22 protein-coding genes are annotated in these 24544 nt (G+C 52.1%); 18 read left to right on the plus strand and 4 right to left on the minus strand.

Translation table 11 applies throughout. The annotated features are described in order from the left end of the window. Positions 1 to 270: 270 nt before the first annotated feature. The 18 genes from sodC (at position 271) to J7445_RS02040 (ending at position 18154) form a co-directional block, all read left to right on the plus strand. The gene (gene sodC, locus J7445_RS01955; protein WP_070655960.1) at positions 271 to 840 is read left to right on the plus strand and encodes a superoxide dismutase family protein; all 570 of its coding nucleotides are present in this window, start codon (positions 271 to 273) and stop codon (positions 838 to 840) included. A 644-nt stretch (positions 841 to 1484) separates the two neighbouring features. Further along, entirely contained in the window at positions 1485 to 1862 is a 378-nt protein-coding gene (gene sdhC, locus J7445_RS01960; RefSeq protein ID WP_003779309.1) for a succinate dehydrogenase, cytochrome b556 subunit, read from the plus strand. Further along, complete coding sequence (gene sdhD / locus J7445_RS01965) at positions 1856 to 2197, plus strand: succinate dehydrogenase, hydrophobic membrane anchor protein (RefSeq protein WP_003755562.1); 342 nt, start codon at positions 1856 to 1858, stop codon at positions 2195 to 2197. Before sdhC ends, sdhD begins: the two co-directional genes overlap by 7 nt. A gap of 2 nt (positions 2198 to 2199) precedes the next feature. Then, positions 2200 to 3963 (plus strand): succinate dehydrogenase flavoprotein subunit, encoded by a 1764-nt coding sequence (gene sdhA, locus J7445_RS01970; protein ID WP_019270309.1) that lies wholly within the window; start codon positions 2200 to 2202, stop codon positions 3961 to 3963. Between the two features lie 124 nt (positions 3964 to 4087). After that, entirely contained in the window at positions 4088 to 4795 is a 708-nt protein-coding gene (locus J7445_RS01975; RefSeq protein WP_016687981.1) for a succinate dehydrogenase iron-sulfur subunit, read from the plus strand. 3 nt (positions 4796 to 4798) lie between these two features. Beyond that, positions 4799 to 5047: an FAD assembly factor SdhE gene (locus J7445_RS01980; protein WP_003779310.1), complete on the plus strand. Its 249-nt coding sequence runs from the start codon at positions 4799 to 4801 to the stop codon at positions 5045 to 5047. 117 nt (positions 5048 to 5164) lie between these two features. Beyond that, positions 5165 to 6448: a citrate synthase gene (gltA, locus tag J7445_RS01985; protein ID WP_070655962.1), complete on the plus strand. Its 1284-nt coding sequence runs from the start codon at positions 5165 to 5167 to the stop codon at positions 6446 to 6448. Between the two features lie 207 nt (positions 6449 to 6655). Beyond that, the gene (locus tag J7445_RS01990; protein ID WP_070655964.1) at positions 6656 to 9484 is read left to right on the plus strand and encodes a 2-oxoglutarate dehydrogenase E1 component; all 2829 of its coding nucleotides are present in this window, start codon (positions 6656 to 6658) and stop codon (positions 9482 to 9484) included. A gap of 112 nt (positions 9485 to 9596) precedes the next feature. Continuing rightward, positions 9597 to 10772, plus strand: coding sequence for a 2-oxoglutarate dehydrogenase complex dihydrolipoyllysine-residue succinyltransferase (gene odhB / locus J7445_RS01995; RefSeq protein ID WP_070655966.1), 1176 nt, complete (start codon positions 9597 to 9599; stop codon positions 10770 to 10772). A gap of 194 nt (positions 10773 to 10966) precedes the next feature. Continuing rightward, positions 10967 to 11236, plus strand: coding sequence for a hypothetical protein (locus tag J7445_RS02000; RefSeq protein WP_009312043.1), 270 nt, complete (start codon positions 10967 to 10969; stop codon positions 11234 to 11236). Between the two features lie 195 nt (positions 11237 to 11431). After that, entirely contained in the window at positions 11432 to 12865 is a 1434-nt protein-coding gene (lpdA, locus tag J7445_RS02005) for a dihydrolipoyl dehydrogenase (protein WP_003741784.1), read from the plus strand. Between the two features lie 199 nt (positions 12866 to 13064). Further along, positions 13065 to 13352 carry a hypothetical protein gene (locus tag J7445_RS02010; RefSeq protein ID WP_070496246.1) on the plus strand — a complete coding sequence of 96 codons (288 nt, stop codon included), beginning with the start codon at positions 13065 to 13067 and terminating at the stop codon, positions 13350 to 13352. Positions 13353 to 13450: 98 nt separating this feature from the next. Beyond that, positions 13451 to 14617, plus strand: a complete 1167-nt coding sequence (gene sucC / locus J7445_RS02015) for an ADP-forming succinate--CoA ligase subunit beta (protein ID WP_003741782.1) — start codon at positions 13451 to 13453, stop codon at positions 14615 to 14617. A gap of 10 nt (positions 14618 to 14627) precedes the next feature. Then, a complete protein-coding gene (gene sucD, locus J7445_RS02020; RefSeq protein WP_003755541.1) occupies positions 14628 to 15518 on the plus strand; it encodes a succinate--CoA ligase subunit alpha in 891 nt (296 codons plus the stop codon). Between the two features lie 212 nt (positions 15519 to 15730). Next, the gene (locus J7445_RS02025) at positions 15731 to 16165 is read left to right on the plus strand and encodes an ElaB/YgaM/YqjD family protein (RefSeq protein ID WP_070655970.1); all 435 of its coding nucleotides are present in this window, start codon (positions 15731 to 15733) and stop codon (positions 16163 to 16165) included. A 141-nt stretch (positions 16166 to 16306) separates the two neighbouring features. Continuing rightward, the gene (locus tag J7445_RS02030) at positions 16307 to 16705 is read left to right on the plus strand and encodes a phage holin family protein (RefSeq protein WP_070655972.1); all 399 of its coding nucleotides are present in this window, start codon (positions 16307 to 16309) and stop codon (positions 16703 to 16705) included. Beyond that, the gene (locus J7445_RS02035) at positions 16698 to 16967 is read left to right on the plus strand and encodes a hypothetical protein (protein ID WP_070655974.1); all 270 of its coding nucleotides are present in this window, start codon (positions 16698 to 16700) and stop codon (positions 16965 to 16967) included. The genes J7445_RS02030 and J7445_RS02035 overlap by 8 nt, the downstream gene beginning before the upstream one ends. Positions 16968 to 17146: 179 nt before the next feature. After that, positions 17147 to 18154 carry an IS5 family transposase gene (locus J7445_RS02040; RefSeq protein ID WP_209282970.1) on the plus strand — a complete coding sequence of 336 codons (1008 nt, stop codon included), beginning with the start codon at positions 17147 to 17149 and terminating at the stop codon, positions 18152 to 18154. Positions 18155 to 18854: 700 nt separating this feature from the next. Here the strand turns inward: J7445_RS02040 and J7445_RS02045 are convergent. From J7445_RS02045 to J7445_RS02060, 4 genes are all read right to left on the minus strand, one after another. Further along, the gene (locus J7445_RS02045; protein ID WP_070655976.1) at positions 18855 to 20459 is read right to left on the minus strand and encodes an ABC transporter ATP-binding protein; all 1605 of its coding nucleotides are present in this window, start codon (positions 20457 to 20459) and stop codon (positions 18855 to 18857) included. Positions 20460 to 20481: 22 nt separating this feature from the next. Next, entirely contained in the window at positions 20482 to 21390 is a 909-nt protein-coding gene (gene oppC / locus J7445_RS02050) for an oligopeptide ABC transporter permease OppC (protein WP_070655978.1), read from the minus strand. A gap of 72 nt (positions 21391 to 21462) precedes the next feature. Further along, a complete protein-coding gene (gene oppB / locus J7445_RS02055; protein WP_019270320.1) occupies positions 21463 to 22383 on the minus strand; it encodes an oligopeptide ABC transporter permease OppB in 921 nt (306 codons plus the stop codon). A gap of 327 nt (positions 22384 to 22710) precedes the next feature. Further along, positions 22711 to 24507 carry an aminopeptidase P family protein gene (locus tag J7445_RS02060; RefSeq protein WP_070655980.1) on the minus strand — a complete coding sequence of 599 codons (1797 nt, stop codon included), beginning with the start codon at positions 24505 to 24507 and terminating at the stop codon, positions 22711 to 22713. Positions 24508 to 24544 lie beyond the last annotated feature (37 nt).

Genomic DNA, 24544 nt, shown 5'->3' on the forward strand with positions numbered 1-24544 from the left:
AAGAGTTTGCCGTAATGCGGGCAAAGTATAAAACGGAGTAAGGCAAAGAAATGTCAGTTTTGCCTAAACGAGGCAAAAATTATGGTTGACTACTTCTTTATCGTAGCTGTTTCATATTATAAATAAATATTATTTCGATTAATGGAAAAGATAGAAAAATCAAATGGCTTTAATAGCTAATAACATCCTAAAAAATACTCGATTTACTCTCCATATTGTTTAGAATACAAAGGAGTTTTTGACATAAATTTGGCAAAAAAGGAGATATAAATGAAATTTAAAACACTCGTAGCTGTTGGTATCAGTGCAATCTGTGCTGCGGGAGTAGTCAATGCGCATGAACACAAACATGACCACATGACACCTGCCGGTGCTTCTATTAAAGTGAAAGTACAACAACTTGATCCGGTTAATAGTAATAAAGATGTAGGCACTGTAACGATTACCGAATCCAAATACGGCTTGGTTTTTACACCAAACTTAAGCGGTTTAGAAGCAGGTTTGCATGGCTTTCATATTCACCAAAACCCAAGCTGTGAGCCGAAAGAAAAAGACGGTAAACTGACTGCAGGCTTAGGTGCAGGCGGCCACTGGGATCCGAAAGAAACCAAAAAACACGGCTTCCCATGGCAAGATGATGCCCACTTGGGCGATTTGCCTGCATTAACCGTATTGCACGACGGCACAGCTACCAATCCGGTTCTTGCACCACGCATCAAGTACCTTAATGAAGTTCGTGGTCATTCCATCATGATCCATGTTGGTAGCGACAATCATTCCGATCATCCTGCTCCACTTGGTGGCGGCGGTGCGCGCATGGCGTGTGGTGTAATTAAATAAGTTATTGTTAGAAACAAAAAGTGCGGTTAAAAATGTTGAACGTTTTAACCGCACTTTTATTTGCAATGAGATCTACTTCAGCTGTGTCATTCAATTTATGAATAACGTCAATCAGCCGTTTATCTGAAGCCCGTATCATTCCGCTATGGTTGCAGCGCTGTCTTTTTGAAGGCATTAGTAGAAATCACATCATCGATATGACGTATGACGCAAATCTTTATTCACTAAAATATTGCAGTTTTGTAATAGAAAAATAAGAGAGTCGTCTGAAAAGTTGCCTGTTGAAATTTTGTTTTGAATGCAACGTTTTATCCCATAAGGTTATGGTTGTTTTGCTTGTGGATGCGTTGGTAAATGATATTAATTCATATTTTTATCACAAGAAACAAGATATTAATACTATTTTGATGGTGTGAGATTATGCGAAACTGATTAAGCGGTAGTGGAAAAAATGTTGGTTTAAGTATTAATAGAGATGTTTATTGTTATTGGTACAGTTTATGATGTTTTTTGGTAAAATTTATTAGATTGTTTATAAATTAGACTGTTCAAAATCGGATAAAACAGGTAAATTATAGTTTATGTAACTCGATGTAATTTGAGTTATTGGTTTTGAGCTGATAAAAAATACAGAGGAACTGGCTATGTCCGTCAAACCGCGTCCTGTCTTTTTGGAGATTCCCAATATACGGTTGCCTATACCGGGAATTGTCTCCATCTTGCACCGCATCAGCGGGGTAGGGTTATTTATAATGCTTCCCGTTTTGCTGTATCTCCTGTCCGGTACGTTGAGCCGCGAGTCGGCGTTTGAAACTTACCGTGCCATCGTTTCCAATCCTTTGGTCAAGTTGATTTTAATCGGCGTGTTATGGGCTTATCTGCACCATTTTCTCGCCGGTATCCGTTTTTTATTTTTGGATGCACACAAAGGCCTTGAGCTGAATACTGCGCGCAATACCGCCAAATTGGTGTTTGCTGCCGCGCTGGTGTTGACCGTCGTTTTGGGAGCGTTGTTATGGTAGAGCGTAAATTGACCGGTGCCCATTACGGTTTGCGCGATTGGGCGATGCAGCGTGCGACTGCGGTTATCATGTTGATCTATACCGTCGCGCTTTTAGTGATTCTGTTTACCTTGCCTAAAGAATATTCGGCTTGGCAGGCATTTTTCGATCAAGTTTGGGTGAAAGTGTTCACCCAGGTTAGCTTTATCGCCGTATTTTTGCACGCTTGGGTGGGTATCCGCGATTTGTGGATGGACTATATCAAACCCTTCGGCGTGCGTTTGTTTTTGCAGGTTGCCACCATCGTTTGGCTGGTCGGCTGCTTGGTGTATTCAATTAAAGTAATTTGGGGGTAAGTATGGGTTTTCCTGTTCGCAAGTTTGATGCCGTGATTGTCGGCGGTGGTGGTGCAGGTTTACGCGCAGCCCTCCAATTATCCAAATCCGGTCTGAATTGTGCCGTTTTGTCTAAAGTGTTCCCGACCCGTTCGCATACTGTAGCGGCGCAGGGCGGTATTTCCGCTTCGCTGGGTAATGTGCAGGAAGACCGTTGGGACTGGCACATGTACGATACCGTGAAAGGTTCCGACTGGCTGGGCGACCAAGACGCGATTGAGTTTATGTGTCGCGCCGCGCCTGAAGCGGTGATTGAGTTGGAACACATGGGTATGCCTTTTGACCGCGTGGAAAGCGGCAAAATTTATCAACGCCCTTTCGGCGGCCATACTGCCGAACACGGTAAACGCGCGGTAGAACGTGCCTGCGCGGTTGCCGACCGTACAGGTCATGCAATGCTGCATACTTTGTATCAACAAAACGTCCGTGCCAATACGCAATTCTTTGTGGAATGGACGGCGCAAGATTTGATTCGTGATGAAAACGGCGACGTCGTCGGTGTGACCGCCATGGAAATGGAAACCGGCGAAGTTTACATTTTCCATGCTAAAGCCGTGATGTTTGCTACTGGCGGCGGAGGTCGTATTTATGCTTCTTCTACCAATGCCTATATGAACACCGGCGACGGTTTGGGTATTTGCGCCCGTGCAGGCATTCCGTTGGAAGATATGGAGTTCTGGCAATTCCACCCGACCGGCGTGGCAGGTGCAGGCGTGTTGATTACCGAAGGCGTACGCGGTGAGGGCGGTATTCTGTTGAATGCTGACGGCGAACGCTTTATGGAACGCTATGCGCCGACCGTAAAAGACTTGGCTTCGCGCGACGTAGTTTCTCGCGCGATGGCGATGGAAATCTACGAAGGTCGAGGCTGTGGCAAAAACAAAGACCATGTATTGCTGAAAATCGACCATATCGGTGCCGAAAAAATTATGGAAAAACTGCCGGGCATCCGCGAGATTTCCATTCAGTTTGCCGGTATCGACCCGATTAAAGATCCGATTCCCGTTGTGCCGACTACCCACTACATGATGGGCGGTATTCCGACCAACTACCACGGCGAAGTCGTTGTTCCGCAAGGCGACGAATATGAAGTGCCGGTGAAAGGTCTGTACGCAGCGGGCGAGTGCGCTTGTGCTTCTGTGCACGGTGCGAACCGTTTAGGTACCAACTCTCTGTTGGACTTGGTGGTGTTCGGTAAAGCTGCCGGCGACAGCATGATTAAATTCATCAAAGAGCAAAGCGATTGGAAACCGCTGCCTGCCGATGCCGGCGAGCTGACCCGTCAACGTATCGAACGCTTGGATAACCAAACCGGCGGCGAAAACGTTGATGCATTGCGCCGTGAACTGCAACGCTCTGTCCAACTGCACGCCGGTGTGTTCCGTACCGATGAGATTCTCAGCAAAGGCGTTCGAGAAATTATGGCGATTGCCGAGCGTGTGAAGCGTACTGAAATCAAAGACAAGAGCAAAGTGTGGAATACCGCGCGTATCGAAGCTTTGGAATTGGATAATCTGATTGAAGTGGCAAAAGCGACTTTGGTGTCTGCCGAAGCACGTAAAGAATCACGCGGCGCGCACGCTTCAGACGACCATCCTGAGCGCGATGACGAAAACTGGATGAAACACACGCTGTATCATTCAGATACCAATACCTTGTCCTACAAACCGGTGCACACCCAGCCTTTGAGCGTGGAATACATCAAACCGGCCAAGCGCGTTTACTGATGCGTTTTCAGACGACCTCTGTATCACAAGGGGTCGTCTGAAAATCAAATACACCACCACACTGAACAGCCTGAACCCATAACATAAAACCATCAGGCGGTTTATGAGAAAAGGAACACTTCTCATGGAAAAAATGAGTTTTGAAATTTACCGTTACAATCCGGACGTTGATGCCAAACCATATATGCAACGTTACGAATTGGAACTGGAACCTACCGATGTCAAACTTTTGGATGCGCTGGTGCGCCTGAAAGCGCAAGACGACACCCTGTCTTTCCGCCGTTCATGCCGCGAAGGTATTTGCGGGTCGGATGGTATGAACATCAACGGCAAAAACGGCTTGGCGTGTCTGACCGATTTACGCGGTTTGAAGCAGCCTGTGAAAATCCGCCCGCTGCCCGGTCTGCCCGTCATTCGCGACCTGATTGTGGACATGACCCAGTTCTTCAAGCAATACCACTCCATCAAGCCTTACGTCGTTAACGACAATCCGATCGATTCCGACAAAGAGCGTCTGCAAACTCAGGAAGAGCGTAAAGAGCTGGATGGTTTGTACGAATGTATTTTGTGCGCCTGCTGTTCGACTGCCTGTCCGTCGTTCTGGTGGAACCCTGACAAATTCGTTGGTCCGTCCGGTTTGCTGAATGCCTACCGCTTCATCGCGGACAGCCGCGATACCATTACCAACGAGCGTTTGGACAATTTGAACGACCCGTATCGCCTGTTCCGCTGCCATACCATCATGAACTGCGTGGACGTATGTCCTAAACACTTGAATCCGACCCGTGCCATCGGTAAGATTAAAGAAATTATGTTGAAACGAGCCGTTTAAGAAATGATGGTTTTTGACGATATTGCCAAACGGAAAATCCGTTTTCAAACCCGCCGGGGATTATTGGAGTTAGATTTGATTTTCGGCAGGTTTATGGAAAAAGAATTCGAGCATTTGAGCGATAAAGAGCTGTCCGAGTTTTCCGAAATCCTTGAGTTTCAAGATCAGGAGCTTCTTGCCCTGATCAACGGACATTCGGCAACAGACAAGGAACACCTTATCCCCATGCTTGAAAAAATCAGACGAGCTTGACGTATTGGAAATCCGCCTGTTTATCGGCGGATTTCTAGGATACGGAGGTCGTCTGAAAACAAAGACCGTGCTGCATAGGCAGTAACGAAAGCCCCAACTTACAAAGGAGCGATAAATATGTCCAAATCAATTAAACTCAACGTACCCAATCAAGAGGATTTAGAACTGCCCGTATTGGAAGCGAGCATCGGTCATGACGTGGTCGATATCCGCACCCTGACGAAAAGTACAGGTTTATTCTCATTCGACCCCGGCTTCGTTTCAACAGCAAGCTGCGAGTCTAAAATCACTTATATCGACGGTGACGAAGGCTTGCTGTATTACCGTGGTTATCCCATTGAGCAGCTTGCAGAAAAATCTGATTATCTGGAAGTCTGCTACCTGTTGATTTACGGCGAATTGCCGACACCTGAACAAAAGGCAGAATTTGACAATACCGTCCGCCGTCATACGATGTTGCATGAGCAACTGACTTGGTTTTTCCGCGGTTTCCGCCGCGATGCCCATCCTATGGCGATGATGGTCGGTGTGGTCGGTGCGCTGTCTGCGTTCTATCAAGACAGTTTGGATATTACCAATCCCGAACACCGCAAAATCGCGATTTACCGTTTGATTTCCAAAATTCCGACGATTGCTGCGATGTGTTACCGTTATTCCAACGGTCTGCCGTTCAATTATCCGAAAAACAATCTTTCTTATTCCGAAAATTTCCTTCATATGATGTTCGCCACACCATGTGAAGACTACAAACCTAATCCTGTATTGGCGCGTGCGCTTGACCGCATCTTCATCCTTCATGCGGATCACGAGCAAAACGCTTCGACTTCGACCGTCCGTCTGGCAGGTTCTTCAGGCGCGAACCCGTTTGCCTGTATCGCTGCCGGTATTGCCTGTCTGTGGGGTGCGTCTCACGGCGGTGCGAACGAAGCCGTCTTGAAAATGCTGGACGAAATCGGCGATGTATCCCGTGTTGCCGAATACATGGAAGGTGTGAAACAGCGCAAATACCGTCTGATGGGCTTTGGACACCGCGTGTACCGCAACATGGATCCGCGCGCCAGCATCATGCGTGAGACTTGCCACGAAGTGTTGAAAGAATTGGGCTTGGAAGACAGTCCGAAATTCAAACTGGCGATGGAATTGGAACAAATCGCCCTGAAAGACCCGTTCTTCGTAGAGCGTAAACTTTACCCCAACGTCGACTTCTACTCAGGCATCGTTCTGTCTGCGCTGGGTATTCCGACCGAAATGTTTACCGTCATTTTCGCCCTGTCGCGCAGCGTAGGCTGGATTTCGCACTGGCATGAAATGATTAGCGATCCTTCGCTGAAAATCGGTCGTCCGCGCCAACTTTATACCGGTGCCGTACGTCGCGATTATGTACCGACGGATAAACGCTGATAATCGGTATATTAATATGTTGTCGGAGTTTTATTTGAGAAAGCCGAATAGCTTTTTTAAATGAGTTTGTCCGCAATAAACGAAACAGATACAAGTAATTTGGCTGGAAATAGGGTAGAATGAAGTGTCATTTCAAACGGCATGGATTCCGTTGAAACACATGGAATTCTACCCTTTGTTTATATTTTAAAGAAAAGAGCTCGTGTCATGATGGATGAAAAACTCAATTTTTCTTATCTGTTCGGTTCAAATGCTCCCTACATCGAGGAGTTGTATGAGAATTTCTTGGAAAACCCAAGTTCTGTCGATGAGAAATGGAAGCAATATTTCACCGACTTAAGCAAGCAGCCCGGTGCGGCGGATGTTGATGTCGCCCATGCTCCGATTCGTGAATCCTTCGCTAATTTGGCAAAAACCAAATCGACAGCGGCGATTGCAGGCGGTATGGACGAAGCCATGATGAAGAAACAGGTCGGTGTATTGCGGTTGATTTCTGCTTACCGTATTCAAGGTGTGGGTGCTGCTCAGCTTGACCCGCTCAAACGTATTCCGCCACGCAATATTGAAGCCCTCGATCCCAAATTCCACGGACTGAATGATGCCGATATGGCGGTTCAGTTCAATATGGGCGAGGGCGATTTTTCCGGCCAAAGCAAATTGCCTCTGTCCCAAATCATCAGCAACCTAAAACAAACCTACTGCGGTCACTTGGCATTGGAATACATCTACATTCCCAATACCGAAGAACGCCGCTGGTTGCGCAATTATTTCGAGGATGTGCTGTCTACCCCGAGTTACAGTGCCGAACAGAAACGCCGCATCCTGAAAGAAATGACCGCTGCCGAGACTTTGGAGCGTTACCTGCATACCAAATATGTCGGTCAGAAACGCTTCGGCGTTGAAGGCGGCGAGAGTGTGATTGCCGGTCTGAATTACCTGATTCAAAACGCAGGTAAAGACGGTGTTGAAGAAGTCATCATCGGTATGGCACACCGAGGTCGTCTGAATGTCTTGGTCAACATCTTGGGCAAGAAACCGGGCGATTTGTTTGCCGAATTTGAAGGCCGCGCCGAAATCAAGCTGCCCAGCGGCGACGTAAAATACCACATGGGTTTCAGCTCCGACATCGCTACGCCGAACGGTCCGATGCACGTTTCTTTGGCGTTCAACCCGTCTCACTTGGAAATCGTCAATCCTGTCGTTGAAGGTTCTGCACGCGCCAAACAAAAACGTCTGGGCGAAAATGGCCGCGACAAAGTATTGCCCGTATTGATTCACGGCGACTCTGCATTTGTCGGCTTGGGCGTAAACCAAGCGACGTTCAATCTGTCCAAAACGCGCGGCTATACCACCGGCGGTACGGTCCATATCGTCATCAACAACCAAATCGGCTTCACCACCTCCGATACGCGCGATACCCGCTCGACCGTGCATTGTACCGACGTGGCAAAAATGGTTTCCGCTCCGGTCATCCATGTCAACGGCGACGATCCAGAACGCGTTTGCTTCGCCATCCAAGCCGCTTTGGACTACCGTAAGAAATTCAACAAAGACATCGTGATCGATGTCGTCTGCTACCGCAAATGGGGCCACAACGAGGGCGATGATCCGACCCTGACCCAGCCGATGATGTACAAAAAAGTATCGCAACACCCCGGTGCGCGTGCTTTGTACACCGAGCAACTGATTGCAGAAGGCGTGGTGACGCAGGCAGAAGCCGACGGCTATATCCAAGCCTACCGCGATGCTTTGGATAAAGGCGAACATGTCGAACAAACGACGTTGAGCAATTTCCAACGCACGCAAATCGACTGGAGCAAATACCAAGGCAAAGACTGGCGTGAAGATGTGGAAACCGGCCTGCCCGCTGCTGACATCGAGCGTCTTGCCGAGAAATTTACCGCAGTCCCCGAAGGCTTTGCACTGCATCCGACTGCCAAACGCGTGCTCGAAGCGCGCAAAGGCATGGCTGCGGGCAGTCAGCCGATTGACTGGGGTATGGCGGAAACCCTCGCATACGCCAACTTGGTCACCAAAGGCCACGGCGTGCGCATTTCCGGCGAAGACTCCGGACGCGGTACATTCTCACACCGTCATGCCGTATTGCACGACCAAAAACGCGAAAAATGGGATGACGGCACTTATGTACCGCTGCGCAATATGGGCGAAGGCGCAGGCGAATTCCTCGTCATTGACTCCATCTTGAATGAAGAAGCGGTCATGGCGTTCGAATACGGTTTTGCCTGCTCCGCGCCCGACAAACTGACCATTTGGGAAGCGCAGTTCGGCGACTTTGCCAACGGCGCGCAAGTGACCATCGACCAATTCCTGTCGTCCGGCGAAACCAAATGGGGCCGTCTCTGCGGTCTGACCACCATCCTGCCGCACGGCTACGACGGTCAGGGTCCGGAACACTCATCCGGCCGCGTAGAACGTTGGTTGCAACTGTGCTCCGAACACAATATGCAAATCATCATGCCGTCTGAAGCGTCGCAAATGTTCCACCTGCTGCAACGCCAAGTCTTGGGTTCGTACCGCAAACCGCTGGTGATTTTCATGTCCAAACGCCTGTTGCGCTTCAAAGGTGCGATGAGTCCGCTGGAAAACTTTACCGAAGGTTCGCGCTTCCGCCCCGTTATCGGCGATACCGCCGAGCGTGGCAACAATGAAAGCGTGAAACGCGTGATTCTTTGCGCCGGACAGGTTTACTACGATTTGGAAGCAGGTCGCGCCGAGCGCAAACTGGAAAACGATGTCGCCATCGTCCGCGTTGAGCAGCTTTATCCGTTCCCATACGACGAGGTGCGTGCAGAGTTGGCGAAATATCCGAACGCGAAATCCGTAGTTTGGGCGCAAGAAGAGCCGAAAAACCAAGGCGCGTTCTACCAAATCCGCCACCGCTTGGAAGACGTTATCGGCGAAAGCCAAAAACTGTCTTACGCCGGTCGTCCGAGCAGCGCATCGCCAGCCGTCGGCTATATGAGCAAACACGTCGCCCAGCTGAAACAACTGGTTGAAGACGCAATGACGCTGTAACGCAATACGGTGCGGCGTTCCGAATGAAACACTTCAGACGGAACGCCCGCCAAACAAAAGAGATAACACACAACAGGTCGTCTGAAAACCAACGACCATCCGGAGACACAAAATGATTATTGATGTAAAAGTACCCATGCTGTCCGAAAGCGTATCCGAAGGCACGCTCTTGGAATGGAAGAAAAAAGTCGGCGAAGCCGTAGCGCGCGACGAAATCCTGATTGACATCGAAACCGACAAAGTGGTTTTGGAAGTACCTTCCCCACAAGCCGGCGTATTGGTTGAAATCATCGCCCAAAACGGCGAAACCGTTGCCGCCGAACAAGTATTGGCACGCATCGACACCGCTGCTACCGCTTCTGCTGAAGCCCCAGCCACCGCTCCTGCGCCTGAAGCCGCTCCCGCCGCTGCGCAAACCAATGCCGCCATGCCTGCCGCCGCCAAACTGGCAGCCGAAACCGGCGTGGATGTGAATGCGCTGCAAGGTTCCGGCCGCGACGGTCGCGTCTTGAAAGAAGACGTACAAAACGCCGCCGCCAAACCTGCTGCTGCACCCGCTGCTGCTCCTGCACCTGTTCCGGCGGGCGTACGTCCGGAACAACGCGTTCCGATGAGTCGCCTGCGCGCCCGTGTTGCCGAACGTCTCTTAGCTTCGCAACAGGAAAACGCGATTCTGACTACGTTCAACGAAGTCAACATGAAACCCATCATGGACTTGCGTGCGAAATACAAAGAAAAATTCGAGAAAGAACACGGTACCAAACTCGGCTTCATGTCTTTCTTCGTCAAAGCAGCCGTTGCCGCGCTGAAAAAATATCCGGTGGTCAATGCCTCCGTTGACGGCAGCGACATCGTTTATCACGGTTACTTCGACATCGGTATCGCTATCGGCAGCCCGCGCGGTCTGGTCGTACCGATTCTGCGAGATGCCGACCAAATGAGCATTGCCGACATCGAGCAAGCCATCGTCGATTACGCCAAAAAAGCCAAAGACGGTAAAATCGCGCTGGAAGATTTGACCGGCGGTACGTTCAGCATCACCAACGGCGGTACGTTCGGCTCCATGATGTCCACCCCGATTATCAACCCGCCGCAATCTGCCATTTTGGGTATGCACGCGACCAAAGAGCGCGCAGTCGTAGAAAACGGTCAAGTCGTCGTCCGTCCGATGATGTATTTGGCACTCTCTTACGACCACCGCATCATCGACGGCCGCGAAGCCGTGCTGACTTTGGTTGCCATCAAAGACGCGCTGGAAGACCCGGCACGCCTGTTGTTGGATCTGTAAACGCGGTCAAAGGGATATAAAGCGGATAAAAACAAAGCAGTTTGAAATCGGACTGCTTACCGGTTTTCAGACGACCTTAAAACGAAAAAAGGTCGTCTGAAAACAGCGGGATGTTTGAAATCTAAGGGAGAAAGTTTGTTGCTGCCATTTGCCGTGCAGAAGCAAACGGTATGAAAACCCATAGGAGTATATCCATGAAACCCATCTCCTTGTTTCCGCTTTTGGCTGTCGTTTCCCTGCTTGGCGCGTGTGCCGCATTCGAAGGCAAGGAATATTCCGTCAACGCTTATGATGCGCGCGGCAGAATGTTGAACAAGCGTTTTGAAATGGACAGCAACAAAGCAGGCATTCCCGTCGCCCGCAGCGTTTTGTGCAAACGTTATCCGCACGCTACCGTCCGCGTTTACAACAATTTTACCGGACAGGAAGTCAGGGAATACAGTCCGCATTCCTGCCGCCGCTGATGCGTCCGAACCAATCGGGCTGAAATTTGAATAGGTCGTGCCTGCGAGCAGGCTTCGCACTCTGAAAAAGGCAGAATAAGTTTTAATTTTGTTGAAGCCGCGTTTTCAGACGACCTCTCATGCAAAATATAGTGGATAAACTTTTGCTGAAGGTTTTCCTGCGGCAAAAATATCAAACAACAAAGGATTTTTCACATGTCTCAATACGATGTAGTAGTCATCGGCGCAGGTCCCGGCGGATACGTTGCCGCCATCCGCGCCGCCCAACTGGGTTTTAAAACCGCCTGTGTCGATGCAGGCGTCAACAAAGCAGGCGATGCGCCCGCGCTGGGCGGTACCTGCCTGAACGTCGGCTGCATTCCTTCCAAAGCCCTGTTGCAATCCAGCGAACATTTCCATGCTGCGCAGCATGATTTTGCCGAACACGGCATCAGCGTCGGCGACATCAAATTTGACGCGGCGAAAATGATTGCGCGCAAAGACGCTATCGTAACCAAGCTTACCGGCGGCGTGAAATTCCTGTTCCAAAAAAACAAAGTAACCAGCCTGTTCGGTACGGCTTCATTTGCCGGCAAAAACGGCGATGCCTACCAAATCGAAGTCGATAACAAAGGCGAAAAAACCGTTATCGAAGCCAAACACGTCATCGTAGCGACCGGCTCCGTGCCGCGTCCGCTGCCGCAGGTTGCCATCGACAATGTAAATGTATTGGACAACGAAGGTGCATTGAACCTGACCGAAGTGCCTGCCAAACTGGGCGTTATCGGTTCAGGCGTGATCGGTTTGGAAATGGGTTCTGTATGGAACCGCGTCGGTTCGCAAGTTACCATCCTCGAAGCCATGCCGACTTTCCTTGCCGCCGCCGACCAGCAAATCGCCAAAGAAGCCTTCAAATATTTCACCAAAGAGCAGGGCTTGAACATCGAACTGGGTGTGAAAATCGGTGACATCAAATCTGAAGGCAAAGGCGTTTCCGTTGCCTACCAAACCGCCGCAGGCGAAGCCAAAACAGAAGTATTCGACAAACTCATCGTCGCCATCGGTCGTATTCCGAACACCAAAGGTCTGAATGCCGAAGCCGTCGGCTTGGAAAAAGACGAGCGCGGCTTTATTAAAGTGGATGGCGAATGCCGCACCAACCTGCCTAATGTCTGGGCAATCGGCGACGTGGTTCGCGGCCCGATGCTGGCGCACAAAGCCAGCGACGAAGGCGTAGCGGTTGCCGAGCGCATCGCCGGTCAGAAACCGCATATCGACTTCAATAATGTACCGTTCGTGATTTACACCGACCCCGAAATCGCTTGGGTCGGCAAAACCGAAGAACAGCTCAAAGCCGAAGGTGTGGAATACAAAAAAGGTACTTCCGGCTTCGGTGCGAATGGTCGCGCGTTGGCGATGGGTAAAGCCAAAGGTACAGTCAAAGTGTTGGCAGATGCCAAAACCGACCGCATCTTGGGCGTACACATGATCGGCCCGGTTGTCAGCGAATTGGTCACTGAAGGCGTAACTGCGCTTGAATTCTTTGCCAGCAGCGAAGACATCGCCCGCATCATCCATGCCCACCCGACCTTGTCCGAAGTGGTTCACGAAGCTGCGCTGGCCGCCGATAAACGCGCTTTGCACGGCTAGTCAGGACAAGTAAAGCATAAAAGGTCGTCTGAAATTTTTTCAGACGACCTTTTCGGAAAGATGAATGTTCGCAAGTGATGTTCTGATGGGTATAGAGAGAAAGTAGGGCATATCAGTTGCCGCCGTTCTCGTATCAGAATGACGATTTAAGCTGAATCTACTATATAATCGGCGATACATTCACAGACAGCATTTAATTATGAATAAAGAAGTAATCGGTATCCTGTTTATACCGATGGGCATCCTCAGCATGTGTATGGCCGCGTTGTGGCAGATGTATGTGATGATGACCGAAACTTATACGCTCAACCGTTTCAAAGACAAAGAATTGGTTTGGCGCGTGGCATTGTTGTTTATCAGTTTCAGCCTTGCCGTTTACCTGCTCTGCCCGAATTCGCGTAAAAAAGGCATCGTCTTTTTTATCCTCGGGGGCGGCGGCGCAATCATGTATCTGCTTGCGCGGATGTGGTTGCCGTTCAGCAAGTGAAACGATGATTTTCCGACCGCCGAAAGGTCGTCTGAAACGCACGGGGTTGCCATTCAGAGGCAGTCTCAGGGCATTCCACTAATCTAAAGGAGAAATCCATGAATCTACACGAGTATCAGGCTAAAGAACTGCTGGCAGGCTACGGCTTGCCCGTGCAAGGCGGTATTTTGGCGCACAACGGCGAAGAAGCTGCAGCCGCTTACGACAAACTGGGCGGCAAATTTGCCGTCGTCAAAGCCCAAGTCCACGCAGGCGGCCGTGGTAAAGCGGGCGGCGTAAAAGTCGTTAAAAGCCGCGAAGAAGCTAAAGAAGTGGCTGAAAGCCTGATTGGCACCAACTTGGTAACTTACCAAACCGATGCCAACGGCCAACCTGTCAACAGCGTTTTGGTTTGCGAAGACATGTATCCTGTGCAAACTGAGCTGTATTTGGGCGCGGTGGTTGACCGTTCTACCCGTCGCATCACATTCATGGCTTCGACCGAAGGCGGTGTGGAAATCGAAAAAGTTGCCGCCGAAACCCCTGAAAAAATCTTCAAAGTAACCGTTGATCCGTTGGTCGGCCTGCAACCCTGCCAAGCGCGTGAAGTTGCGTTCCAACTGGGCTTGAAAGACAAACAAATCAACGAATTCGTCAAACTGATGACCGGCGCGTACAAAGCGTTTGTCGAAAACGACTTCGCCCTGTTTGAAGTAAACCCATTGGCAGTCCGCGAAAACGGCGCGCTGGCCTGCGTGGACGGCAAAATCGGTATCGACAGCAACGCGCTCTACCGCCTGCCGAAAATCGCCGAATTGCGCGACAAATCTCAAGAAAACGAACGCGAGCTGAAAGCCTCCGAATTCGACCTGAACTACGTTGCGCTGGAAGGCAACATCGGCTGTATGGTGAATGGCGCAGGTTTGGCGATGGCAACCATGGACATCATCAAACTCAAAGGCGGCCAACCTGCCAACTTCCTCGACGTAGGCGGCGGCGCGACTAAAGAGCGCGTGGTTGAAGCGTTCAAACTGATTCTCGAAGACAAATCCGTCAAAGGCGTATTGATCAACATCTTCGGCGGTATCGTCCGTTGCGACATGATTGCGGAAGCCATTGTGGCAGCCGTTAAAGAAATCAACGTTGACGTGCCTGTCGTTGTCCGTTTGGAAGGCAACAACGCCGAACTCGGCGCGAAAATCCTGAACGAATCAGGTCTGAAACTGACTTCCGCCGACGGCCTGAATGACGCAGCCGAAAAAATTGTCGCAGCCGTAAACGCCTAAGGAGAAAAGAATGAGCGTATTGATTAATAAAGACACCAAAGTATTGGTTCAAGGTTTCACCGGTAAAAACGGTACTTTCCACTCCGAACAAGCTCTGGCTTACGGCACTAAAGTCGTCGGCGGCGTTACCCCGGGCAAAGGCGGCCAAACCCACCTGAACCTGCCCGTGTTCAACACCATGAAAGAAGCCGTTAAAGAAACCGGCGCGGACGCATCCGTGATTTACGTTCCGGCTCCGTTTGTGTTGGATTCTATCGTTGAAGCCGTTGATTCCGGCGTAGGCTTGGTGGTTGTGATTACCGAAGGCGTGCCGACTCTGGACATGCTCAAAGCCAAACGCTATTTGGAAACCAACGGCAACGGCACACGTTTGGTCGGCCCTAACTGCCCGGGCGTGATTACTCCGGGCGAGTGCAAAATCGGCATTATGCCGGGCCATATCCACCAACCTGGCCGTATCGGCATCATTTCCCGTTCCGGTACATTGACTTACGAAGCCGTGGCACAAACTACCAAACTGGGCTTGGGTCAATCAACCTGTATCGGTATCGGCGGCGACCCGATTCCGGGTATGAACCAAATCGACGCGCTGAAACTCTTCCAAGAAGACCCAGATACCGACGCCATCATCATGATCGGTGAAATCGGCGGTACTGCGGAAGAAGAAGCAGCCGAATACATCCAATCCAACGTAACCAAACCTGTTGTAGGTTACATCGCAGGTGTTACCGCTCCTAAAGGCAAACGCATGGGCCACGCCGGTGCGATTATCTCCGGCGGCAAGGGTACTGCGGAAGAAAAATTTGCCGCTTTCGAAAAAGCCGGCATCGCCTACACCCGCAGCCCTGCCGAATTGGGCAGCACCATGCTGGAAGTGTTGAAAGCAAAAGGCTTGGCGTAATAACGCTTAGTCGTTTTGACTGAAAAACCGAAAGGTCGTCTGAAAACTTGGAAACAGGTTTTCAGACGACCTTTTTATCTCTAGCGTTAATCTTTACATGTTTTCAAACCAACTTTAGCCGAATTGACTTGAGAAGAAGTGTAAAGGGGTTATAATCAGTTAACAGATGAATAATCTGTTATTTCACCCATATGGACATCAAGGAGAAGGTAATGAAAAAACATGATTTTGAATCCCGCAAAGAAGCTTTGTTGAAAGACATTCAAGATGTAATGAACGATGTTGAAGAGCTGTACAGCAAAGGTGTGGAAGTCGGCTCGGAAGAGGGCAAAAAAGCCAAAGCCAAATTGCAGGAAAAACTTGAAGCTGCCAAGGATCGTTTACACGATTTTCAAGAAGAAGCCGGCGACCGAATCAGATACCACGCCGACCGCGCGCGCGAAAAATACGACGAATTTGAAGAAGAGGCAGAAGAGCGTTTCAAAGAAGGTAAAAAACGCTTTGCAGAGTTTAGCGATGAAGCAGGTGACCGTATCAAACGCGGCGCACGCCAAGCTGATGCAGCAGTACACGACAAACCTTATTACGCGATGGGCTTTGCCGCACTGGCAGGCTTGGTCGTCGGCGTATTGCTGAACCGCCGCTAATCGGTAAAACATGAATGCCGTCCGGACACGATTTCCCGAAATCTTGTTCCGGCGGCGTTTGCTTATGCGGGTCGGCAAAGATTTCAGACGACCCCAAAGCCTTCAGATTGTCCGTTTCGGAACAATCAGGGAAATCGGAATATGGGCATCAGACAAAATATCGAACATACGAAAACGCTTCTGAATCAAGGTGTTGATTTGTTCCTGTTGCGGATGCAGATTTTGAATCTGGATTTGGCAGAGCAGGCAGAAAACGTGTTTCGCATCAGCATATGGCTGGTCTTATCAGGCATTTTACTGCTGGTTGCATTTATCAGCCTGCTTTTCGGACTGAACCGCGTGTTGTCGGATACCGCAGCGATATGGGTATTCTTTGGGATAACCATCGTCTGCCTGATCGTCATTGCGGTTTTGTTCGGCAAAGCGTTAAAAGGCTGGCGCAGCCAAAACAACAAAATCGCAGCAACCTTGCAGGACATTCAGGCAGACATCGCCTGCCTGCGCGGTCAAGATATGCAGGAAGGAGAGGACGATGAATAAAAAGGAACGCGATGAAGCACGCGAACTGCTGCAACTGGAAGCCAAGCTGGTTCGCCTGAGAATCGAAGCATCGCATATGAAACAGCGTAAATGGAAAGAACAGGACGATCGCAAGTCAGATAAGCTGATGACGCTGCTGGACTTGGGTAGCGAACTAAACCGCACACGCCTCCTGTATAAAACAGTAGGACTCGCCATCCCCCGAAAATTCCGCTTAGGGGCGCTACTGGCAGCGTTTGCGTTGAAGGCTGCGATGAAGTAGATAGAGTTAGAAAAAAGGTCGTCTGAAAGTTGGGTTTCAGACGACCTTTTTGTATCTTGGGGATTTGTAGGCGAAGCCCACACTACTGTTGAGACCTTTGCAAAAATAGCCTGTTAGAGACCTTTGCAAAATTCCCCAAAATCCCCTAAATTCCCACCAAGACATTTAGGGGATTTCTCATGAGCACCTTCTTCCGGCAAACCGCACAAGCCATGATTGCCAAACACATCGACCGCTTCCCACTATTGAAGTTGGATCAAGTGATTGATTGGCAGCCGGTCGAACAGTACCTGAATCGTCAAAGAACCCGTTACCTCCGAGACCACCGCGGCCGTCCCGCCTATTCCCTGTTGTCCATGTTCAAAGCCGTCCTGCTCGGACAATGGCACAGCCTCTCCGATCCCGAACTCGAACACAGCCTCATCATCCGCATCGATTTCAACCTGTTTTGCCGCTTTGACGAACTGAGCATCCCCGATTACAGCACCTTATGCCGCTACCGCAACTGGCTGGCGCAAGACGACACCCTGTCCGAATTGCTGGAACTGATTAACTGCCAACTGACCGAAAAAAACCTAAAAGTAGAGAAAGCATCCGCCGCCGTCATTGACGCCACCATTATTCAAACTGCCGGCAGCAAACAGCGTCAGGCTATAGAAGTCGATGAAGAAGGACAAGTCAGCGGCCAAACCACACCGAGTAAGGACAAAGATGCCCGTTGGACAAAGAAAAACGGCCTCTACAGACTCGGTTACAAACAACATACCCGTACCGATGAGGAAGGCTATATCGAGAAACTGCACATCACCCCCGCCAATACCCATGAGTGTAACCACCTGTTGCCTTTGCTGGAAGGAATAGCCAAAGACACAACCGTCTATGCCGACAAAGGCTACGACAGTGCGGAAAACCGGCAACATCTGAAAGACCATCGGTTGCTGGACGGCATTATGCGCAAAGCCCACCGCAACCGTCCGCTGACGGAAGTGCAAACCAAACGTAACCGATATTTGTCGAAGACCCGTTATGTGGTCGAACAAAGCTTCGGTACGCTGCACCGTAAATTCCGCTACGCCCGGGCAGCCTATTTTGGGCTGATTAAAGTGAGTGCGCAAAGCCATCTGAAGGCGATGTGTTTGAACCTGTTGAAAGCGGCTAACAGGCTAAGTGTGCCTGTTGCCGCCTAAAAGGCGGCCCGGATGCCTGATTATCAGGTATCCGGGGAGGATTAAGGGGGTATTTGGGTAAAATCAGGAGCAATTAGTGGCAGAAACAGCCGAAAACCTGTGTTTGGGTTTCGGCTGTCGGGGAAAGGGCTTTTTTGCAAAGGTCTCTGTTAACGAAATTTGACGCATAAAAATGCGCCAAAAAATTCAATTGACTAAAACCTTCCTAATATTGAGCAAAAAGTAGGAAAAATCAGAAAGGTTTTGCATTTTGAAAATGAGATTGAGCATAAAATTTTAGTAACCTATGTTATTGCAAAGGTCTCCTGTTGTCAGAGTTAGGTCTGGGACGGTTTTTTTGTATAGTGGATTAACTTTAAACCAGTACGGCGTTGCCTCGCCTTAGCTCAAAGAGAACGATTCTCTAAGGTGCTGAAGCACCAAGTGAATCGGTTCCGTACTATCTGTACTGTCTGCGGCTTCGTCGCCTTGTCCTGATTTAAATTTAATCCACTATATTTGGGTGGTTTGCGGGTAAAGTACACGCTGCGTGGCTGCTGGAGGCAATCGTGGGTTGGATTGGTAAAGTTTGCGTTGAAAGTTGCTGAGGTAGGTAGGGTTGTAGAAAGGTCGTCTGAAAGTGGGTTTTCAGACGACCTTTTGGCGTTAGGCGGGTTCGTGGGCAAAGCTCACGCTACTTTTGATTTCAGACGACCTTGGGTCAGAGGTCGAAGGCGGCGTTGATGAGGCGTTTGGTGTAGTCTTTCTGCGGGTGGTGGAAGATTTGGTCTGCGCTGCCGTATTCGACGAGTTCTCCGTGCTGCATGACGGCGACGTTGTCGCTGACGGCGCGGACGACGGAGAGGTCGTGGCTGATGAAGATGTAGGTCAGTCCGTATTTGGTTTGGAGTCCGCGCAGCAGTTCGACGACTTTGATTTGGACGGAGCGGTCGAGGGCGGAGGTGGGTTCGTCGAGGAGGATGAACTTGGGCCGCAGGATGAGGGCGCGGGCGATGGCGATGCGTTGGCGTTGTCCGCCTGAGAATTCGTGCGGGTAGCGGTTGAGTGCGTCGGCGGGCAGGGAGACTTCGTCGAGGACTTTGAGGACGAGTTCGGTACGCTGGGCTTTGGTCATTTCGGGGCGGTGGACGGTGAGGCCTTCGCCTATGATTTCGCCGACGGTGAGGCGGGGGGAGAGTGAGCCGTAGGGGTCTTGGAAGACCATTTGGCGTTCGGCTTTGAGCTGGCGCGCGCGCTCGGGGGTGAGGGCGGCGAGGTCGCTGCCGTCGAACTGTATGCTGCCTTGGTAGGGGAGCATTTGCATGATGGCTTTGCCGAGCGTGGATTTGCCGGAACCGGATTCTCCGACGATGCCGAGGGTTTCGCCTTGGCGGATGGCGAGGCTGATGTTTTTGACGGCGTGGAAGGTTTTGAGGGGTTTGCCGAAGAAGTTGTGTTTGAGGGTGAAGTGGACGTTGATGCCGTCGGCGCGGATGAGCTCGGGCGGGTTGCCTTCTACGGGGTCTTTCATGCCTTTGGGGACGGAGTGGATGAGTTGGGCGGTGTAGGGGTGGGTCGGGTTGGCGAAGACTTGTTTGATTTTGCCGCGCTCGACGATTTCTCCGTCTTTCATGACGCAGACGGTTTCGGCGTAGTGTTCTGCGAGTCCGAGGTCGTGGGTGATGAAGATAATCGCCATGCCCATTTGTTTTTGGAGGTCGTGGAGGAGGTCGAGGATTTCTGCCTGAATGGTGACGTCAAGGGCGGTGGTGGGTTCGTCGGCGATGAGCAGGGCGGGGTCGTTGAGCAGCGCCATGGCGATCATGATGCGCTGGAGCTGACCGCCGGAGAATTCGTGGGGGTATTGTTTCAGACGACGTTCTGCTTCGCGGATGCCGACGCGGTTGAGGAGGTCGAGGATGCGTTCGCGGGCGGCTTTGCGGGTGATGGTTTTGTTGTGGACGCGCAGGGCTTCTGTGAGCTGGGTGCCGATTTTCATGAAGGGGTTCAGCGAGGTCATGGGCTCTTGGAAGATGAAGCTGATACGTCTGCCGCGCAGGCTGCGGAGGGTTTTTTCGTCTGCGTCGAGGATGGATGTGCCGTCGAAGGTGATGCGCGAGTTTTGTCCGTAGCGGGTGCTGTTTTCGGGCAGGAGGCGCATGAGAGCCATGGCGGTAACGGATTTGCCTGAACCGGATTCGCCGACGAGGGCGAGGGTTTCGCCTTTGGCGACTTGGAAGCTGATGTTGCGCACGGCGTGGACGGTTTTGTCGTGGAGTTGGAAACGGATGTCGAGGTTTTCGACGGTGAGTAATGGGGTGGTCATGGGTGTGTCCTCGTTGTGTGTATCAGCGGTCTTTGGGGTCGAGTGCGTCGCGCAGGCCGTCGCCGATGAAGTTGAAGCAGAAGAGGGTGGCGACGAGGAAGAAGCAGGGGACGAGGAGCTGCCACGGGGCGGCTTCCATGGAGGCTGCGCCTTCTTGGAGCATGGAGCCCCAACTGGTTTGGGGTTCTTGTACGCCCAATCCGAGGAAGCTGAGGAAGGATTCGAACATGATCATGCCGGGGACGAGCAGGGAGGCGTAAACCATGACGACGCCGAGTACGTTGGGGATGATGTGGCGGGTAACGATGCGGCGGCGGGATACGCCTGTGATGCGGGCGGCTTCGACGAATTCTTTGTGTTTGAGGCTGAGGGTTTGGCCGCGGACGATGCGGGCGACGTCCAGCCATGAGACGAGTCCGATGGCGACGAAGATGAGTAAGAGGTTGCGCCCGAAGAAGGTGGTCAACAGGATGACGAAAAACATAAACGGAAAGGCGTTGAGGATTTCGAGCAGGCGCATCATGACGGAGTCGAGTTTGCCGCCGAAAAAGCCTGCGAGTGCGCCGTAGAGCGTGCCGATGACGACGGCGACAAGTGCGCCTGCAATGCCGATGAGCAGGGAAATGCGTCCGCCGGCGGCGGCTCGGGTAAAGAGGTCGCGTCCGAGCAGGTCGGTGCCGAAGTAGTGGCGGGTGGCGAAGGAAGGCGGGATTTGCATGTTGTCCCAGTCGGTGTGGTCGTAGGTGTAGGCGCTGACCCAGGGGACGGCGATAACGAAGAGGATAATGGCGGCAAGGATGAAGACGCTGCACAGGGCGGCTTTGTTGTTGCTGAAACGCCGCCATGCGTCCTGCCACAGGCTGCGTCCGTGTACTTGTGCCTGTTCGGCGGCTTCTGCTATGGCGCGGGAATTTTTCTTGTTGAATAGCATGGTGTTCTCCGTTTTTTGTTCGGGGGTCGTCTGAAAGCGGCAAAACCGGTTTTCAGACGACCTTTTTTGCTTTTAATAGCGGATTTTGGGGTCGATCAGGGCGTAGAGGATGTCGAGTATGGCGTTGAAGACGATGGTCAGTACGCCGACGAGGATGGTCAGCCCCAAGATCATGCCGTAGTCGCGGTTGAGCGCGCCGTTGACGAAGAGTTGTCCGATGCCGGGCAGACCGAAGACGCTTTCGATAACGATGGCGCCGGTGATGATACCAACGAAGGCGGGAACGAGATAGGAGAGGATGGGCAGCATGGCGGGACGCAGGGCGTGGCGCAGGACGATGCTGTTCATCGACAGCCCTTTGGCGCGTGCGGTGCGGATGTAGGGGCTGTTCAACACTTCTATCATCGCGCCGCGCGTGATGCGGGCGAGGCCTGCGACATAGCCTATGGAGAGGGCGGCGACGGGCAGGATGAGGCTGGTCAACGAGCCGTCATTCCAGCCGCCGGCGGGCAGCCATTTGAGGGTAATGGCGAAGATGAAAATCATGATGGGGGCTTTGACGAAGCTGGGGACGACGATGCCGGTCATGGCGGCGGTCATGATGGTGTAGTCCGCCCATGTGTTGCGCCTGAGTGCGGCGATGGTACCCATGAGTACGCCCAAGACGGTGGAGACGATGAAGGCGTACACGCCCAGTTCGACGGAGACGGGCAGGGCTTGGGAGAGCAATTCGTTGACGTTGTAGTCTTTGTATTTGAACGAGGGGCCGAGGTCGCCGTGGGCGAGTTGTTTGAGATAGTTGAAGTATTGCAGGTACATCGGGTCGTTCAGATGATATTTGGCTTCGATGTTGGCTAATACGGCGGGCGGTACGTTTTTGTCGCCGGTGAAGGGGCTGCCGGGTGCGAGCCGCATCAGGAAGAATGAGACGGTAATCAGTACCAGCATGGTGGGGATGGCGGAAAGTATGCGGCGGATGATGAATTTCAGCATATCGTACCTGATCGGGGCTTGGTGGGTCGGAATATGCCTGAATACGGGAAGGCGGTCTGAACGGGGTTCGGACGCTTGGGATGGTTTCTCTTCTTTGTAGTCAGGCCCTTGGTTTTGGAGTGTGCGGGCTTTTGTTTTATGGTCGTCTGAAAACTTTAGAATAGGATTTCGGACGGTTTTTTATTGTGGCAGTCGCGGGCGGAAGCATGCGTTTTGGGTTTGTTTCGGAGGTCGTCTGAAATCGGATTTTTGGTTTCAGACGACCTTTTTGCTGGTGTTTCTCGTGGGCAAAGCCCACGCTACGGCCTTTTCAGACGACCTTTGCGGTTAACGCGCCAGCGGTTCGGTGCGTTTGATCAGCCATGCTTTTGCCGCGCCTTCGGTCAGCGGCTCGAGGCGGCGGCGGACTTCGGCGTGGTAGCGGTTGACCCAGTCGATTTCGCCGTCGGTCATCATGGCGGTGTCCATCAGGCGGGTGTCGATGGGGCAGAGGGTCAGGGTTTCGAAGTAGAGGAAGCTGCCGAACTCGGTTTCCTGCGGGTTGGCAACAGCTTGGTTGGCGGCGAGGTTCTCAATGCGGATGCCCCATTTGCCGGGACGGTAGAGTCCGGGTTCGATGGAGGTAACCATGCCTTTTTTCATGGCGTGTTGCGGGCCGGGAACGGCGGCGCAGGCGATGACTTGCGGACCTTCGTGGACGTTGAGGAAATAGCCTACACCGTGTCCGGTGCCGTGTCCGTAGTCGCATTGTGCCTGCCACAAGGGTTTGCGGCAGATGGCGTCTATCATCGGCGAGAGGATGTTTTCAGGGAACACGGCTTCGGCAAGCGCGATATGGGCTTTGAGAACGAGGGTGTTGTCGCGTTTTTGTTCGGCGGTCGGTGTGCCGACGGGGACGACGCGGGTGATGTCGGTCGTGCCACCTTTGTATTGCGCGCCGGAGTCGATGAGCAGCAGACCGTTGCCGCTGATGGTGCTGTGGCTTTCGGGCGTTGCGCTGTAATGTGGCAGGGCGGCATTGGCGTTGAAGCCCGCGATGGTGTCGAAACTCAATGAGATGAAGCCCGGACGTGCGCTGCGGTGGCGGTGGAGCATGGTGTCCACGTCGATTTCGGTCAGGCTGCCGCCGTTGTCGATGATGTCTTCAAACTCGGCGAAGAAGCCGCACAACGCCGCGCCGTCGTGTTCCATCGCTTCGCGGATGTGGGCGATGTCGGCTTCGGATTTGACGGATTTGAAGAAGGTGGACGGGTTGATGCCTTCGATCAGGCGCACGCTTTCGGGCAGGCGCACGAGCGTACTGACGGCGGTTTTGTTCGGCTCGATAAGCAGCGTGCCGCCGATTTGCGCGAGTTTGTCGGCAACTTGGGCGTAAGGTTCGACCGTGATGCCGGCGGTTTGCAGCGCGGCGGCGGCTTCGGCGTTCAGACGACCTTGGTCGGTAAACAGGACGGCGTTGTCTTTGCCGATAAGCAGGAAGGACACGAAAACGGGGTTGAAAGGCACGTCGCTGCCGCGCAGGTTGGTCAGCCAAGCGATGTCGTCAAGCGAGGAAACCAAGTGGTAATCCGCGCCTTTTTCCGCCATGACGGCGCGCACGCGGGCGAGTTTTTCGGCGGCGGTTTCGGAGACGTAGGCGGGATCGTGGATGAACACCGTTTCGGCGGGGATGGCTGGGCGGCTGCTCCATACGCGGTCAAGCAGGTCGTCGGGGTGTTCGATGCTGATGTTTTTGGCGGCTAGGGACTGCGCCAAAGTGCGTTTACCGGTGAGCGAGACCATATCGGAAGGGATGCCGACGGCGGCGTTTTCGGGCAGGTTTGCCGCGAGCCATTCGTTGTACGGCGGAACTTGCCCGCTTTTTTGCAGCTCGATGCCGCTGCCCGCAAGCTGTTTGGTCGCCTGCTCCCAATAGCGGCTGTCCACCCAAACGCCCGCTTCATCGGCGGTAACGACGAAAGTGCCGACCGAGCCGGTAAAGCCCGACAACTCGCGGCGCGCCTGCCAGTGTGCGGGCAGATATTCGGAAAGATGGGGGTCGGCGGAGGGGATGACGAGTGCGTCCAAGCCTTGCGCCTTCATGGCTTCGCGCAATGCGGACAGGTAATTCGATACGGTATTCATGAACGGGATTCTCCAATAGGGTTTCGCGGTTTCAGAC

This window comes from Neisseria sicca (assembly GCF_017753665.1).
Taxonomy (GTDB): domain Bacteria; phylum Pseudomonadota; class Gammaproteobacteria; order Burkholderiales; family Neisseriaceae; genus Neisseria; species Neisseria flava.